The following is a 13,281-nucleotide window of genomic DNA, read 5'->3' on the forward strand; positions in this document are numbered from 1 at the left end:
TCACCAGTGGCAACGGGACGGAGGCGAACTCGATGAGCCGAACCGAAGACCTTCCGGATGACGGCGACCTGGTCATCCACGCCTCAGGTCCGGCAACCGAAGGCGGGCGCCTACCGTTGTCCGAACTAGCTCGCCTGGCCGGAGGGTTGCAGGCATCCTTGGAACGGATCGCCCTGAGTATCAGTGGAAATACCAGCAGACCCGGCCGCAGGCCACGGGAGATCGTCGACGCTGTCCGGCTCGACTTCGTTGGTTTCCAGCCCGGTTCAGCCGTTCTTCAGGTCGCCCGGACCGGCCAGCTCAGTCTGGACGACTTACTGGGCAGTTCATTGGATGCCCTGGAGGCCGGCATCAACAGCCTCCATAGCGATCCGACCACACTTCCATCGCATTTCACGCCGCAGGTGATCAACGGAATCCGCGATTTGACCGGTGGCATCAGTCCCAGCAATGTGACGCGGATCGAATTCCGGCGGGGCGGCGCCGTGCGCTTCACCATCGACGAGGCGCTGCAACGGGCAGTCCGTTCCGTGCAGCCCGAATCGCTCCGGCAACCGGTCACCGTGGTCGGCCGATTGCACATGGGCGACTTCTCACCGGCCGGTCTCCGCTGCCGTGTTGATACCTATGCGGGCAGCGTCCTCTGCGGCTTCACCCTCGACCTTCGTGACGCCGTTCTCGACGCGATGGACCAGATGGTCATGGCCGAGGGGGACGGCGAGTTCGATCCCAACGGCACTTCCGTCCATGTCCTGCATCTGCGACGCATCGATGTGCTCGACAGCGCACGGCCCAGATCGCTGGAGCAACTGGCTCGTGATCAGGGGATCCGGCCGCTCGAATCTCTCGACGAACTGAGCGGGCCACCCATCGACGACTTCGAGGGTTTCCTCGCCGCCGTCCGATCCGCACGGCGGGGTGACGAGTGAAGTCGGTGATCGTCGATACGGATGTGTTCTCCAATCTCTGGCAAAACGCACCGGCCACCAGCGGCTACGCCGCGCACCTGGTGGGTGCGGTGCCGGTGATCAGCTTCACGACCGTTGCTGAGGTGTACTTCGGAGCGGAGAAGAAGGGGTGGGGACAGCGCCGCGTCGACCAACTGGAAGAGGCGATGCGCCGTTATGTGGTCGCGCCCTACGATCACGATCTCGCCCGGTTGTGGGGTCGCCTGAAGAGTCAGGCCCAGCGCGCGGCACACCCCCTCGGCCAGAACACCGAGACCAACGATCTGTGGATCTGCGCGACCGCCATCTACTACAACGCTCCGCTGCTCACCTTGAACAGGCGACACTTCGAGAACTTTCCTGGCCTGGTCCTGCTCTCTTGATCGACTCCGGTGACGCATCGAACGACGCGTCACCGAAACACCGCGTCTCAGCTGACCAGGCCAGCGCGGACCGCGTCGTCATCGTGTGGGGTGCAGATCCTCGAGGATCTGAGCCAGGATCCGGTGACGATGGCCGGCTCCGGAACGGTGAACGGATTCGTCCCGGGCGTGCCGGCTCGCATGCGTTCGCCCTCCACCGCCCGGGTCAGCGTGATCAACGCGTCCGCGATGTCCTGGCAGAGGCTCTGAATCGCCTGGGCCAGTTCTTTCATGCCCGCCGCGAGGGTGCGGAACTGGCCCGAGGTGCTCCGGATCGAGTCGACCTGCGCGGTGAGCGCCCGCGTGAGTCTCGAGAAGTAGACCTCCGCCCGGACTGCGGCGTTGCCGTCCCAGCCCGCCGGAATCATTGTCGCCGCCCCCTGACCGATGGTCTCGGCATATCGCTCGTTGAATTCGGCGAGCTTGCCAAGTGCATCGCCGGCTCTGGCGACCGCCTCCCAGTCACCGGATATCTGCTCCGCCACCCAGTCTCACGGATTGAAGCCCCATTTCACGTCCATGAGCTCGCCGGCCCAGAATGACATGCTGAGGAGGCCTCGGTGGCGGTGGCGGAAGTGATCGAGATTCCGGCAGAGTCCCTGGGGGATGGAGCACGGCTTCCGGACGTGTGTGCCCGGCACGGATCATCAGCGATCCAGCGGGCCGATTTCGCGATCAAGTCCCGGCCCGATCTGGGGTCGCCGGGCAAACTGGCGAATCCCGGCTACACGGTGTTGAACCGCGTCGAGGATTACGCAAGAAAGGTCAAAGTCATCGAGGTTCGCGGATGGCCGCTCTGTGCTCGCTGTATGCGGCGCCGCAGCGGTGGGCGCATGGCGGCCGGGATCCTGTTCTTCGGGGGGATCGCCGCGATGGTTGTCGCCGCCGTCGCCGGGCTGACCTTCGCCGACGGCAACCGGCTGCTGAGCATCCCGTTCATGGCCGGCTTCGTGTCGGCCGCGTTCCTGGCGCCGTGGATCTTCGCCTGGGCCGGGCTCGCGCTGGTCACCCGGACGCGAGCCACGCCGGACGGCTCAGCCGTCCGGGTCGACGAGCCGCACGACGATTTCCGGAGGCAGATCGGCCCGCAGCTCCGCTGACGGCGGGACCGTCAGCGGAGGCGGAGGCGGAGGCGGGCCGGGTCAGCCCTTCTGTGCGTCGTCCTCCTTGGCCATCGCGTCCTGGCGGGCCGGCTCCTCGCGCAGGATGGCGGCGTTCAGCCACTCGTCCGGGATGGCGAACGCGTCGACCAGGGTGGGCAGGCTCGGGCGCAGTTCGCGGAGCAGGTCGTTGATGACCGCGGTGATGGTCTTGGAGCGGGCCGGGGTCAGACGGCCGTGTTCCAGGAACCACGCCTTGTCCGCCTCGATCGTGGTCAGCGCGTAGAGGTCGCACACCTTCGACAACAGGGAACGGGCCGCCGGGTCGGTGGCGCGTTCGATGCCGGCCACGAAGGCTTCCAGGGTGATCCGGTCGATGTGGGCGGTCGCGGTGGCCAGCACGTGGTCCTGGACGTCGTTGAAGATGTCGAACGGGCGGTCCTTCTTGGTGGCGGCGCCTCCGCGCAGGCGGCGGATCACACCCTCGAGGATGTGCTTCTCGCGGTCCTCGAAGACGGCCAGGTGCCAGCCCCGGTCGGTGACGGCGACCTCCTCGTCGCGGCCGGGCACCGCGCTGATCAGCCGCTGGATCAGGGAGCGGGCAGCCGTACGCTCAAGGACCATCTCTCTGACCTGTTCGGCGACGAACGTGGCGCGGCCCCAGCCGTCGAGAGAACCGAAGGCGTCGCGATATCCGGTGAGGAGCCCCTTGGCGACGAGCTGGAGCAGCACCGTGTTGTCGCCTTCGAAGGTGGTGAAGACGTCGGTGTCGGCCTTGAGGCCGGGTAGCCGGTTCTCGGCGAGGTAGCCGGCGCCGCCGCACGCCTCCCGGCACATCTGGATGGTGCGGGTGGCGTTCCAGGTCTGCATCGCCTTGAGGCCGGCGGCCCGGGATTCGAGCTCACGCTGGCGGTGCTCGTCGGGTTCGGCGAGGGCGAAGACCTCGGACATGGTGGTGGCGAGTTCCTCCTGGGCGAAGACGTACGCGTACGCCCGAGCCACCGCCGGCAGGAGTTTGCGCTGGTGGGCCAGGTAGTCGTTGAGGACGATCTCGCGTTCCGCGCCGGGTGCGGTGAACTGGCGGCGGCTCTCGCCGTAGCGGACCGCGATGGTGAGCGCGTTGCGGGTGGCCGCGGAGGCGGCGGCGCCGACGGTGACCCGGCCGCGGACCAGGGTGCCGAGCATGGTGAAGAAGCGGCGGGTGTCGTTCTCGATGGTGCTGGTGTACGTGCCGTCCGGGGCGACCTGGCCGTACCGGTCGAGGAGCATGTCCCGCGGGACGGTCACGTGGTCGAAGGAGAGCCGCCCGTTGTCGACGCCGAGCAGCCCGGCCTTGGGCCCGGCGTCGCCGATGGTGACGCCGGGCATCGGGTTGCCGTCGGCGTCCCGGATCGGGACCAGCCACGCGTGCACGCCGTACGACTTCCCGCCGGTGATGAGCTGGGCGAACACCACAGCCATCCGGCCGTCGCGGGCCGCGTTGCCGATGTAGTCCTTGCGGGCGGCCTCGTGCGGGGTGTGCAGATCGAAGGTGCCCGTCTCCGGAGAGTAGGTGCAGGTGGTCCGCAGCTGCTGCACGTCCGATCCGTGGCCGGTCTCGGTCATCGCGAAGCAGCCCATCAGGTCCGCCGAGATGATGTCGCGCAGGTAGGCGTCGTGGTGCCGGGCGGTGCCGAGCGCGACGACCGCCCCGCCGAACAGGCCCCACTGCACGCCGGCCTTCACCATCAGCGACAGGTCGACCTGGGCGAGCATCTCGGCCGCGACGGTGGAGCCGCCCGGATCGTCGGAGCCGCCGTAGCCGGCCGGGAACGCGGCGGCCACCCCGACCTCGGTGGGCAGCTCGCGGATCAGCCGGCTGACCCGTTCCCGCGCCTCGTCGCCGGCGAGGCCGGGGACGGTGACGAACTCGGCGCCGAGCTCGTCGCGGACGGCCTGCCGGATGTGCGCCCACCGGCCGTCGAGCACCTCGGTGAGGGAGGCGGAGACACGATTGATCATGAGGCTATATTACCCGCGAGTAACCACGATTGAATCTGCGACTCAGTGATTTCACCGATGGGCCGATCATGGCGGTATGGGCAATTGGTCGGTGCGCTGGAAGATCAGCAGCCTGATCCTGGTGAGCGTGGTGCTGGCGGCGGCACTGGGCGCCACCGCGCTGTCCGGCATCAGCCGGCTCGCCGGGAGCTCCTCCGCCCAGGACGGGTTCCGCGTCACGAGCCTCACCCTCGCCCGGCTCGACAGCGTGGCCGGCCGGATCAACGGCATGGTCAACGCCAACCTGGCGTTCCCGGACCAGACCAAGGTCTTCCTCGACGGGAACACCGAGTTCATCAAGCAGGGCACCGCCCTGATGGGCGAACTCCAGGCGATGCCCCTCGACGACGCCGACGCCGCGATCGACGACCTGGACGAGTCGTGGACGTCCTACACCGATCAGTCGACCGCGTTGCAGAAGTCGCTGACCGCCACCTCGACCAAGGCGGACCTCTACAAGGGCGGCGAGACGGTCTACAACGTCTACGACGCGTTCTCCAAGGCACTCGGCACGGTCATCGAGTCGGTCCAGGGCAAGGCCGTGAGCGCCGACGCCGACCAGAAGAAGCTGGTCACCGAGGTCCGCTGGATCGTCGGCCTCAGTCTGGTCGTGGGCCTGCTGCTACTGGGCGGGTTCGGCTGGTGGATCGGGCGCGGCATCCTGCGCCCCCTCGCCGCCGCGGCGGCCGCGCTGCGCCGGGTCGCCGAACGCGACTACACCGTGCACGTGCCGGTGACCGGCCGCGACGAGATCGGCCGGATGTCCGAGGCGGTGAACGCGGCGGTCGGCGACATCCGCGAGGCGATCGGCACCATCGCCGGCAACGCGCGCTCGCTCAGCGACGCCTCGGTCCGGCTGACCGCGATCAGCGGCGACGTCAACTCCTCCTCGGAGCAGGCGTCCGGGCAGGCCGGCACTGTCTCCGAGTCGAGCATGCTGGTCAACGACCGGGTGCGGGAGGCCGCGCAGGGCGCCGAGCAGATGACCGCGGCGATCCGGGAGATCGCCGGCAACACCAGCCAGGTCGCGCAGATCGCGCAGGGCGCGGTGGAGACCGCCCAGGAGACCACCGCGGCGATGTCCAAACTGTCCACCTCGACCGACGAGATCGGCAACGTGATCAAGCTGATCACCAGCATCGCCGAGCAGACGAACCTGCTGGCCCTGAACGCGACGATCGAGGCGGCCCGGGCGGGCGAGTCGGGCAAGGGCTTCGCGGTGGTGGCGAGCGAGGTCAAGGACCTGGCCCAGAGCACCGCCCGCGCGACCGAGGACATCGGCCAGCGCATCGAGGCGATCCAGGGCGACACCACGCATGCGATCGAGGCGATCGGCCGGATCACCGACGTGATCAACGAGATCAACCAGTATCAGGCGAGCATCGCCGGCGCCGTCGAGGAGCAGACCGCCACCACCAACGAGCTGAGCCGCCTCTTCGACGACGCGGCGCACGGCGCGGACTCGATCAACCGCTCGATCGAGCAGGTGGCGGCCACCGCGGCACAGACCGCGAACGGCGCCACCTCCACCCGCCAGGCCGCCGACGAACTGGCCGGCCTCGCCGCGAGCCTCACCGACGTGGTCGGGAGATTCAAGATCAACACATAGATTTCGGTACGGCTACTCAAGTCCCGGACTACACCGCGACGTCCGCGCGGGCCCGGACCGAAACGCGACCGCCGGGCTGATCCGGTGGTTCCGGCCGGCCCGGTACGTCACATGCCGTCGCCGGACCACTCGCCGCGGGACCGGGAGCGCACCGGCAGCGACGACAGGATCGGGTGGACGTGCCCGTCGTGCTCGTCGTAGTTCTCCGCGTGCCCACCGAACTTGACCCACTCCTCGGTGGTGTACCAGTTGGTCAGCTCGCCGTCGGACCGCAGGATCCAGTCGATCTCGGTCTCCGCGACGAAGTGCCCGTGCTTGACCCGGGCCGGCCGGAAGCAGTACGTACCCTCGTCGATGTCCCCGAAGTTGTAGGCCATCTTCCCGGCGAGCGTGTAGAACTCCTCGTAACACGGGTGATGAGCGAGCCGGTGGTCGGTCCAGCCCTTGGGCGCCCGGATCAGCCGGGTGTAGAAGCCGGTCTTCGGGTCCCGGTGCAGCAGCTTGATGTAGAGCGGGGTGAGCGGCCCGGCCGACTGCGCCTCGGTCCACTCCATCTTCTCGGCGTCCATCACGGTCACGCCCTCGGTGGACTCCGGCGCCGCCTTGGCAAAGGCCGCGTTGAGGGAGACGAACGGGTCGAACCCGCAGTCCCCGTACTCGCGCCAGTGCAGCACCCGGGATCCCTCACGGATCTTGAGCCAGTCCATCGCCGTGCCCTTGGGCACCTGCACGTACCCGCCGGCGCCGAGTTCCTGACCGCCGTACACCATGGAGCCCTCGACCACGTAGAACTCGGTGTCGGCGTGCACGATGCCGGCGCTGCGCCCCCAGTCCGCGGTGGCGTGCAGGGACAGCGACGACGAGCCGTCCTCCTCGTCGGTGGAGAGCCGCCGCTCCAGGATCCTCCCCTCGCCGTACGGCAGCTCGCCGGCGTGGAAGATGTAGTCGTCCTCATGGATCAGCTCCACGTGTGCCCTCACGGCGTACTCCTCAGCTCGCGTTTAAGGATCTTTCCGGCGGCGTTGCGGGGCAGCGCCGGGACGGTGCGGTACCGCTTGGGGACCTTGAATCCGGCCAGCCGTTCGCGCAGGTAGGACTCGAGGACCTCGGCGGTCGCCGGAGCGCGGCCGACCCAGTAGGCGACGACCCGTTCGCCCCACTGCTCGTCCGGTTCGCCGACGACCGCGCACTCGACGACCGCGGGGTGGGTGAGCAGCACCTCCTCGACGTCGCGGGGGTAGACGTTCACACCGCCGGTGATGATCACGTCCTTGACCCGGTCGACGATGGAGAGGAACCCCTCGTCGTCCCGGATCACGATGTCGCCCGAGGTCAGGAAGCCGTCCGCGGTGGTGCAGGCGGCGGTCGCGGCCGGGTTCTCGTGATAGCCGTTCATCAGGTACGGCGAGCGGCTGTACAACTCCCCCGGCTGACCGGGTCCGACGGGTTCGCCGTCCGGGCCGACCACCCGGACCTGGGTGCCGAACCACGGGTGGCCCACGGTGCCGGCCTTGCGCCGGGCGTCCGGCGGCCGCAGGTTGCTGATCACGCCCGCCTCGGTGGAGCCGTAGAGCTCGTGCACGCCCACCCCGGGGAACGCCTCGAACACCCACTCCTTGAGCACCTTGGGCAGGGCGGCCGCGTTGAAGTAGAGGGTGTCCAGGCCGGGCAGCGACGGCACCCGGTCGAACGCCTGCCGGATCAGCTGCGCGTGCGTCGGGACCAGGAACACCGACTGCGCGCCGTCCCGCCGGATCATGTCGAGCAGCGCGTCCGGCTGGAACGAGCGCAGCATGCTGACCGTCGCTCCGCAGTAGACGGCCGCGTAGGCGAAGGCGAACCCGGCGCCGTGGTACATCGGGGCGACCGCGATGGTCCGCCTGCCGGGGCCGATGCCCCACTCGAGGGCTGTCGCGTAGAAGGTCAGCGACCGGGAGCGGTGCGAGATCAGCACGCCCTTCGGATCACCCGTGGTCCCGGCCGTGTAGGCGATGCAGAACGGGTCCCGCTCGTCGACCGCGATCCACGGGTCCACCGCCCGTGCGCCGTCGAGCCACGTCTCGTACTCGGGGCCGATCGTCACGGCCCGGCCCGGGAACCCGGCCGGGATCGCACCGGTCAGTGCCGGGTCCACGATCAGCGCCCGCGACCCCGAGTGCGCCAGGATGAACTCGACCTCAGGCGCGGTGAGCCGCGGGTTGACCGGGACCAGCACCAGGCCGGCCTTGGCGATGCCGGCCGCGATCTCCGGGTACTCCATCCGGTTGCCGCAGAGCAGGGCCACCCGGTCGCCGTAGGCGAGGCCCGCCGACAGCAGCGCGCATGCCAGCCGGGACGACCGCTCGTCGAGCGCGCCGTACTTCAGCTCGCGGTCGCCGTCGCGCACCGCCACCACGTCCGGGGTGGCCCGGCCGAACTCGCGAACACCACCAGCGATCGTCAGATCAGCACCACCGGGCCGCAACATACGCTGAATGGAAACACCGTTTCCTTTAGTCGCGCAAGACCTGGCGGGTGAAGTCTCCGGCGCGCCCCAACTGCGCGGGAACCGTGTCCAGACCCAACTGCCCGCCGATCCACGTGCCCACGGCAGCCGCGGCCGTCACGTCCACGCCCGTCTTCAGCGCCGAGTTGTTCAGCAGGTAGGCGAGATCCTCGGTGGCGATGTTCCCGGTGGCGGCCGGCGCGAACGGGCACCCGCCGATCCCGCCGAGACTCGCGTCGAGCGCGACGAATCCGGCGCTCACGGCCGCGACCGCGTTGGCGTACCCGGTATTGCGGGTGTTGTGGAAGTGAGCGCGCAGCGGAACGCCCGCGGCAACCGACCGGACCTCGCCGGCCAGCTCGGCGACCTGCCCCGGAACACCGACGCCGATGGTGTCGGCCAGGCAGATCTCATCCAGTGGGCCGGCGTCGGCGACGATCTCCCGCACGCGGGAAGCCGACATCGCGCCACTGAACGGACATCCGAACGCCGCCGCAACCGTCAGAGTCACGAAAAATCCGGCATCGCGGGCACGGGCGGCGACGCCGCGGAACGCCGCCAGCGACTCGATGGTGGACACCCCCTGGTTGCGCCGGGAAAACTCATCACTCGCGACAACTACATAGTTGATCTCGTCAGGCCGCTTCGACTCGAGCGCGAGAGCCCGGTCGAGTCCACGCCCGTTGAGCACAAGCGCGATATATCGGACGTCAGGCGGTCGCGGCACGGACCGCAGGACCTCCTCGGCGTCGGCCATCTGCGGCACCCGGCCGGGATGGGCGAAAGCGGTCACCTCGATCCGTCGCAACCCGGCCGCGATGGCCCGCGACACGTAGTCGACCTTGACGGACGTGGGCAGCACCCGTTGCTCGTTCTGCAGCCCGTCCCGCGGCCCGACCTCGACGATCTCCACGCCGACACCCCTTTGTTCCATCTAGCGAAACGTCGTTTCCCGAGTATAGGGTGGCGGGGTGACTGCGCCACTGTCTGACATTCGCGTCCTGGAAACCGGAACCCTGCTCGCCGGCCCGTTCTGCGGGCAGCTCCTCGGCGATTTCGGAGCCGAAGTGATCAAGCTGGAGGACCCCGGCAAGGGCGACCCGATGCGGCAGTGGGGCCGGGAGAAACCGCACGGCCAGTCCCTGTGGTGGCCGGTGGTGGCCCGCAACAAGAAGTCGGTCACCTGCAACCTGCGCACCGAGGAGGGCCAGGCCCTGGTCCGCCGCCTGGTCGAGCAGGCCGACATCCTCCTGGAGAACTTCCGGCCCGGCACCCTGGAACGCTGGGGGCTCTCCTACGAGGAGCTTTCCAAGATCAATCCCAGGCTCATTCTGGTACGGGTGACCGGTTACGGACAGACCGGACCCTATTCCCCGCGCGCCGGATTCGGCTCGATCGGCGAGGCCATGGGTGGTCTGCGGTACGTGACGGGCGAGGCCGACCGCGCCCCGTCCCGCTCCGGCATCTCCATCGGCGATTCGCTGGCCGCCACGTATGCCGCGTTCGGCACCCTGGCCGCCCTGCACGCCCGCGAGCGCACCGGCCGTGGCCAGGTCGTCGACTCGGCGATCTACGAGGCGGTGCTGGCCATGATGGAGTCGCTGATCCCGGAGTGGGGCATCGCCGGCTACCGCCGTGAGCGCACCGGCCCGATCCTGCCGAACGTGGCGCCCAGCAACGTCTACCCGTCCGCCGACGGCTCGGACGTGCTGATCGCCGCCAACCAGGACACCGTCTTCCGCCGCCTCGCCGACGTGATGGAACGTCCCGACCTGCCGGCCGACCCGCGCTACGCCACCCACGGCGCCCGCGGCGAACACCAGGCCGAACTCGACGACATCATCGCCGCCTGGACCCGGACCGTCCCGTCCTCGAAACTGCTGTCGCTGCTGCACGACGCGGGCGTGCCGGCCGGCGGCATCTACACGGCCGAGGACATCATCGCCGACCCGCACGTGCAGGCCCGCGAGGCGGTGATCACCGTCGACCATCCGGAACTGGGCCCGGTCCCGATGCAGAACGTGGCCCCGCGACTGTCCGGCACCCCCGGCGAGGTCAAATGGGCGGGCCCGGCCCTCGGCTCGCACAACGAGGAGGTCTACCAGGGCCTGCTCGGCCTCTCCCCCGCCGAACTGGCCGACCTCGAGTCCCGCGGAATCATCTGAGCCCGGCCGGGCCGTCCGCATCACCCCTGCCCTTCTGCGGACGGCCCGGCCGTTCACCATCTCCGATCCGGTCGAGGAGAACTGATGGCTGATCTCGCCGACGACTACACGAGCGCCGGTTTCGCCAGGCGGCTCGGCTGGGGAGTCCGGCCCGCGGTGCTGCTGATCGACCCGGCGCTGGCCTACACCGACCCGGGCTCACCACTGTTCCTCCGGACCGGCCAGGCCGCCGCCGACACCATGGCCGAACTAGCCGGCGCCGCCCGGGCCGCCGGCATCCCGGTCGTGTGGACGACGGTCCGTTTCGCCGACGAGTCCTGCTCCGAGGCCCCGCTGTTCGCCGCGAAGGTCCCCGCCTTGAAGGTCTTCGCGGCCGGCAACCCACTGGGCGGTTTCGCCCCGCCGCTGACCCCGGCCCCGGGCGAGCAGATCGTGGTGAAGCACTACGCGAGCGCTTTCGCCGGCACCTCCCTGGCCGCCTGGCTGGCCTCCCACTCGATCGACACCGTGGTGATCGGCGGCTTCTCCACCTCGGGTTGCGTCCGGGCCTCGGCCCTCGACGCCCTGCAGCACGGTTTCCGCCCGATCGTCGTCCACGACGCCTGCGCCGACCGGGACGGCGGCCCCCACGACCACAACCTCTTCGACCTGAACGCCAAGTACGCCGACGTGATCCCGTTGACCGAGGCCCGGAAAGCCATGACCCCCTGATCCGGATCGAGTGGCCGCTGTGCCGGGATCAGAGGAGCCAGCCGTGGTCGAAGGCCAGGCGGACGGCTTCGGCTCGGGTCCGGGCGCCGGTCTTGCCGATCGCGGAGGACAGGTGGTTGCGGACGGTGCCGTCGGAGAGGTGCAGCTCGCGGGAGATGTCGGCGACCGTGCCCCCGTCGCGGGCGGCGCGGAGGACGTCGGCTTCGCGTTCGGTCAGGGGCGAGTCGCCGTGGGCCAGGCTCTGGGCGGCCAGGGCCGGATCGACGACACGGAGCCCCTGGTGGACGCGGCGGACGGCGTCGGCGAGCTGGCGGGCCGGGGTGTCCTTGACGACGAAACCGCCGGCGCCGGCGGCCATCGCCTGACGCAGGTATCCGGCCCGGCCGAACGTCGTCACCATCAGCACCCGGCAGTGCGGCAGCGCCTCGGTGAGCTGCCGGGCCGCAGCGAGGCCGTCGAGGCCGGGCATCTGCACGTCCAGGAGGGCCACGTCGGCGGCGTGCGCACGGGCCGCGTCGACCACCTCGTCACCGCGGCCGACCTCGGCGACGACGGTCAGGTCGGGTTCGAGATCGAGCAGGGCGGCCATCGCCCCACGGACCAGCGCCTGATCGTCGGCGAGCAGCAGCCTGATCACGAGAAGGCCTCCAGCAACCTGATCACGAGGGTGCCTCCATTCGTACCCGAAAGCCCTGCTCTCCCGGACGACTCCCGGCGGTGAGCCGGGCGCCCACCTGATCGGCCCGCCTGCGCAGGCCGGCCAGGCCCTGGCCGGCACCCGCACCGGACCCGGCACCTTGACCGTCGTCGATGATCTCGACGCTGTCCGGGCGGAGCAGGACCGTGACGTGCCGGGCCCGGCTGTGGCGGACGATGTTGGTGACCGCCTCGCGGATGGTCCAGGCGAACAGTTCCCGGTTGCGGGTCGGCACCTCGTCGGCGGCGCCCGGCAGGTCGGCGCGGACGTCGGCGGCGGCCAGCGCGGCCTTCGCGGCGGCGATCTCGCCGGGCAGGGAGATGCCGCGGACGTTCAGGGCGGTGGCCCGCACGTCGGCGAGAGCGTCGCGGGCCAGGGACTCCAGGTCGCGGAGTTCGTTGCGGGCCCGGTCGAGGTCGACGTCGAGGAGGCGCTGGGCCAGTTCGGCCTTGACGGCGACGACGGTGAGCGAGTGGCCGAGGATGTCGTGGAGCTCGGCGGCGATGCGGGCCCGTTCGCCGGTGACGGCGAGGTCGGCGATCTCCTGCTGGGCGTGGATCAGCCGGATCTGCCGGTCGAAGGCGACCCGGATGCCTCCGGTGGCGGCCCCGGCGAAGAGGACGGCGAGAGCGTATCCCTGGCCGCCGGCGCCCCAGCCGGGGATGAGGCGGATGGCGAGTTCGACGGCGACGGCGAGGCCGATCGCGACCGGGATGCCCTGCCGGAGGGGTAGCCCCATCACCGCGGCGGCCGCGATGTAGACGCCGCAGACCAGCGTGTGGTGCCCGGCGGCGGGCACCTGGAGGGCGGCCAGGCCGAGCAGGACCAGCAGCCCGATCCAGATGCGTGCGCCGGCCCGCCGGGCGGGTTCGATGCGGGTGGCGACCCGGATCGCCGCGGTGAGCGTCAGGAAGGCGATCACGAACAGGGCCAGGGCGGCCAGGCCGATGTCACGCCAGGTGCCGGGCCGGCTGCCGAGCAGGGCGTTCAGGTTCTCACCGAGGTAGAACAGCCAGATCGCGGCGAACACCCAGCCGTGGCGGAAACCACGGCCGGGCGGGCCGGGTACTGACGGTGTCATGTTCCGAACCGTACCGGCGGCCGG

The 13,281-nt window shown here is 69.9% G+C and carries 13 protein-coding genes; 6 read left to right on the forward strand and 7 right to left on the reverse strand.

Features of this window, described 5'->3' with window-relative positions; genetic code table 11:
- Nucleotides 1-32: 32 nt before the first annotated feature.
- Nucleotides 33-929 carry a hypothetical protein gene (locus AB0E94_RS43600; RefSeq protein ID WP_360339353.1) on the forward strand — a complete coding sequence of 299 codons (897 nt, stop codon included), beginning with the start codon at nt 33-35 and terminating at the stop codon, nt 927-929.
- Complete coding sequence (locus AB0E94_RS43605) at nt 926-1,330, forward strand: type II toxin-antitoxin system VapC family toxin (protein WP_360339356.1); 405 nt, start codon at nt 926-928, stop codon at nt 1,328-1,330. The genes AB0E94_RS43600 and AB0E94_RS43605 overlap by 4 nt, the downstream gene beginning before the upstream one ends.
- Before the next feature lie 47 nt (nt 1,331-1,377).
- On the opposite strand, the gene AB0E94_RS43610 is transcribed toward AB0E94_RS43605, so the two are convergent.
- Nucleotides 1,378-1,854 (reverse strand): hypothetical protein, encoded by a 477-nt coding sequence (locus AB0E94_RS43610; RefSeq protein ID WP_360339359.1) that lies wholly within the window; start codon nt 1,852-1,854, stop codon nt 1,378-1,380.
- 348 nt (nt 1,855-2,202) lie between these two features.
- Here AB0E94_RS43610 and AB0E94_RS43615 point away from each other — a divergent pair, with 348 nt between their 5' ends.
- On the forward strand, nt 2,203-2,469 hold the full coding sequence (locus AB0E94_RS43615; protein ID WP_360339362.1) for a hypothetical protein: 267 nt from the start codon (nt 2,203-2,205) through the stop codon (nt 2,467-2,469).
- Nucleotides 2,470-2,511: 42 nt separating this feature from the next.
- Here the strand turns inward: AB0E94_RS43615 and AB0E94_RS43620 are convergent, their stop codons facing one another.
- Nucleotides 2,512-4,470: an acyl-CoA dehydrogenase gene (locus tag AB0E94_RS43620; protein WP_360339365.1), complete on the reverse strand. Its 1,959-nt coding sequence runs from the start codon at nt 4,468-4,470 to the stop codon at nt 2,512-2,514.
- 76 nt (nt 4,471-4,546) lie between these two features.
- Here AB0E94_RS43620 and AB0E94_RS43625 point away from each other — a divergent pair, with 76 nt between their 5' ends.
- Nucleotides 4,547-6,118 (forward strand): methyl-accepting chemotaxis protein, encoded by a 1,572-nt coding sequence (locus AB0E94_RS43625; RefSeq protein ID WP_360339368.1) that lies wholly within the window; start codon nt 4,547-4,549, stop codon nt 6,116-6,118.
- Between the two features lie 107 nt (nt 6,119-6,225).
- Here AB0E94_RS43625 and AB0E94_RS43630 read toward each other — a convergent pair whose 3' ends face one another.
- Genes AB0E94_RS43630 through AB0E94_RS43640 form a run of 3 tightly spaced genes read right to left on the reverse strand, consistent with a single transcriptional unit; the run spans nt 6,226 to nt 9,537 of the window.
- Nucleotides 6,226-7,098 (reverse strand): DUF4437 domain-containing protein, encoded by an 873-nt coding sequence (locus tag AB0E94_RS43630; RefSeq protein WP_360339371.1) that lies wholly within the window; start codon nt 7,096-7,098, stop codon nt 6,226-6,228.
- Nucleotides 7,095-8,585, reverse strand: a complete 1,491-nt coding sequence (locus AB0E94_RS43635) for an AMP-binding protein (protein WP_360339374.1) — start codon at nt 8,583-8,585, stop codon at nt 7,095-7,097. Before AB0E94_RS43635 ends, AB0E94_RS43630 begins: the two co-directional genes overlap by 4 nt.
- 25 nt (nt 8,586-8,610) lie before the next feature.
- Entirely contained in the window at nt 8,611-9,537 is a 927-nt protein-coding gene (locus tag AB0E94_RS43640) for a hydroxymethylglutaryl-CoA lyase (protein WP_360339377.1), read from the reverse strand.
- 37 nt (nt 9,538-9,574) lie between these two features.
- Between AB0E94_RS43640 and AB0E94_RS43645 the strand changes: the two genes are divergently transcribed.
- Together AB0E94_RS43645 and AB0E94_RS43650 are read left to right on the forward strand one after the other, a co-directional pair.
- Nucleotides 9,575-10,768 (forward strand): CoA transferase, encoded by a 1,194-nt coding sequence (locus AB0E94_RS43645; RefSeq protein WP_360339380.1) that lies wholly within the window; start codon nt 9,575-9,577, stop codon nt 10,766-10,768.
- A gap of 84 nt (nt 10,769-10,852) precedes the next feature.
- On the forward strand, nt 10,853-11,479 hold the full coding sequence (locus tag AB0E94_RS43650; protein WP_360339383.1) for an isochorismatase family protein: 627 nt from the start codon (nt 10,853-10,855) through the stop codon (nt 11,477-11,479).
- 28 nt (nt 11,480-11,507) lie between these two features.
- Here AB0E94_RS43650 and AB0E94_RS43655 read toward each other — a convergent pair whose 3' ends face one another.
- Together AB0E94_RS43655 and AB0E94_RS43660 are read right to left on the reverse strand one after the other, a co-directional pair.
- On the reverse strand, nt 11,508-12,116 hold the full coding sequence (locus AB0E94_RS43655; protein WP_360339386.1) for a response regulator transcription factor: 609 nt from the start codon (nt 12,114-12,116) through the stop codon (nt 11,508-11,510).
- A 22-nt stretch (nt 12,117-12,138) separates the two neighbouring features.
- On the reverse strand, nt 12,139-13,257 hold the full coding sequence (locus AB0E94_RS43660) for a histidine kinase (protein WP_360339389.1): 1,119 nt from the start codon (nt 13,255-13,257) through the stop codon (nt 12,139-12,141).
- Between the last annotated feature and the right edge of the window lie 24 nt (nt 13,258-13,281).

The organism is Actinoplanes sp. NPDC026670 (assembly GCF_040638175.1).
Classification (GTDB): domain Bacteria; phylum Actinomycetota; class Actinomycetes; order Mycobacteriales; family Micromonosporaceae; genus Actinoplanes.

Excerpts from the sequence above, each read along its gene's own strand:
- AB0E94_RS43660 (WP_360339389.1), bottom strand. The coding sequence starts at position 13,257 with ATGACACCGTCAGTACCCGGCCCGCCCGGCCGTGGTTTCCGCCACGGC.
- AB0E94_RS43635 (WP_360339374.1), bottom strand. The coding sequence starts at position 8,585 with ATGTTGCGGCCCGGTGGTGCTGATCTGACGATCGCTGGTGGTGTTCGC.
- AB0E94_RS43620 (WP_360339365.1), bottom strand. The coding sequence starts at position 4,470 with ATGATCAATCGTGTCTCCGCCTCCCTCACCGAGGTGCTCGACGGCCGG.
- AB0E94_RS43625 (WP_360339368.1), top strand. The coding sequence starts at position 4,547 with ATGGGCAATTGGTCGGTGCGCTGGAAGATCAGCAGCCTGATCCTGGTG.
- AB0E94_RS43600 (WP_360339353.1), top strand. The coding sequence starts at position 33 with ATGAGCCGAACCGAAGACCTTCCGGATGACGGCGACCTGGTCATCCAC.
- AB0E94_RS43650 (WP_360339383.1), top strand. The coding sequence starts at position 10,853 with ATGGCTGATCTCGCCGACGACTACACGAGCGCCGGTTTCGCCAGGCGG.
- AB0E94_RS43640 (WP_360339377.1), bottom strand. The coding sequence starts at position 9,537 with ATGGAACAAAGGGGTGTCGGCGTGGAGATCGTCGAGGTCGGGCCGCGG.
- AB0E94_RS43615 (WP_360339362.1), top strand. The coding sequence starts at position 2,203 with ATGGCGGCCGGGATCCTGTTCTTCGGGGGGATCGCCGCGATGGTTGTC.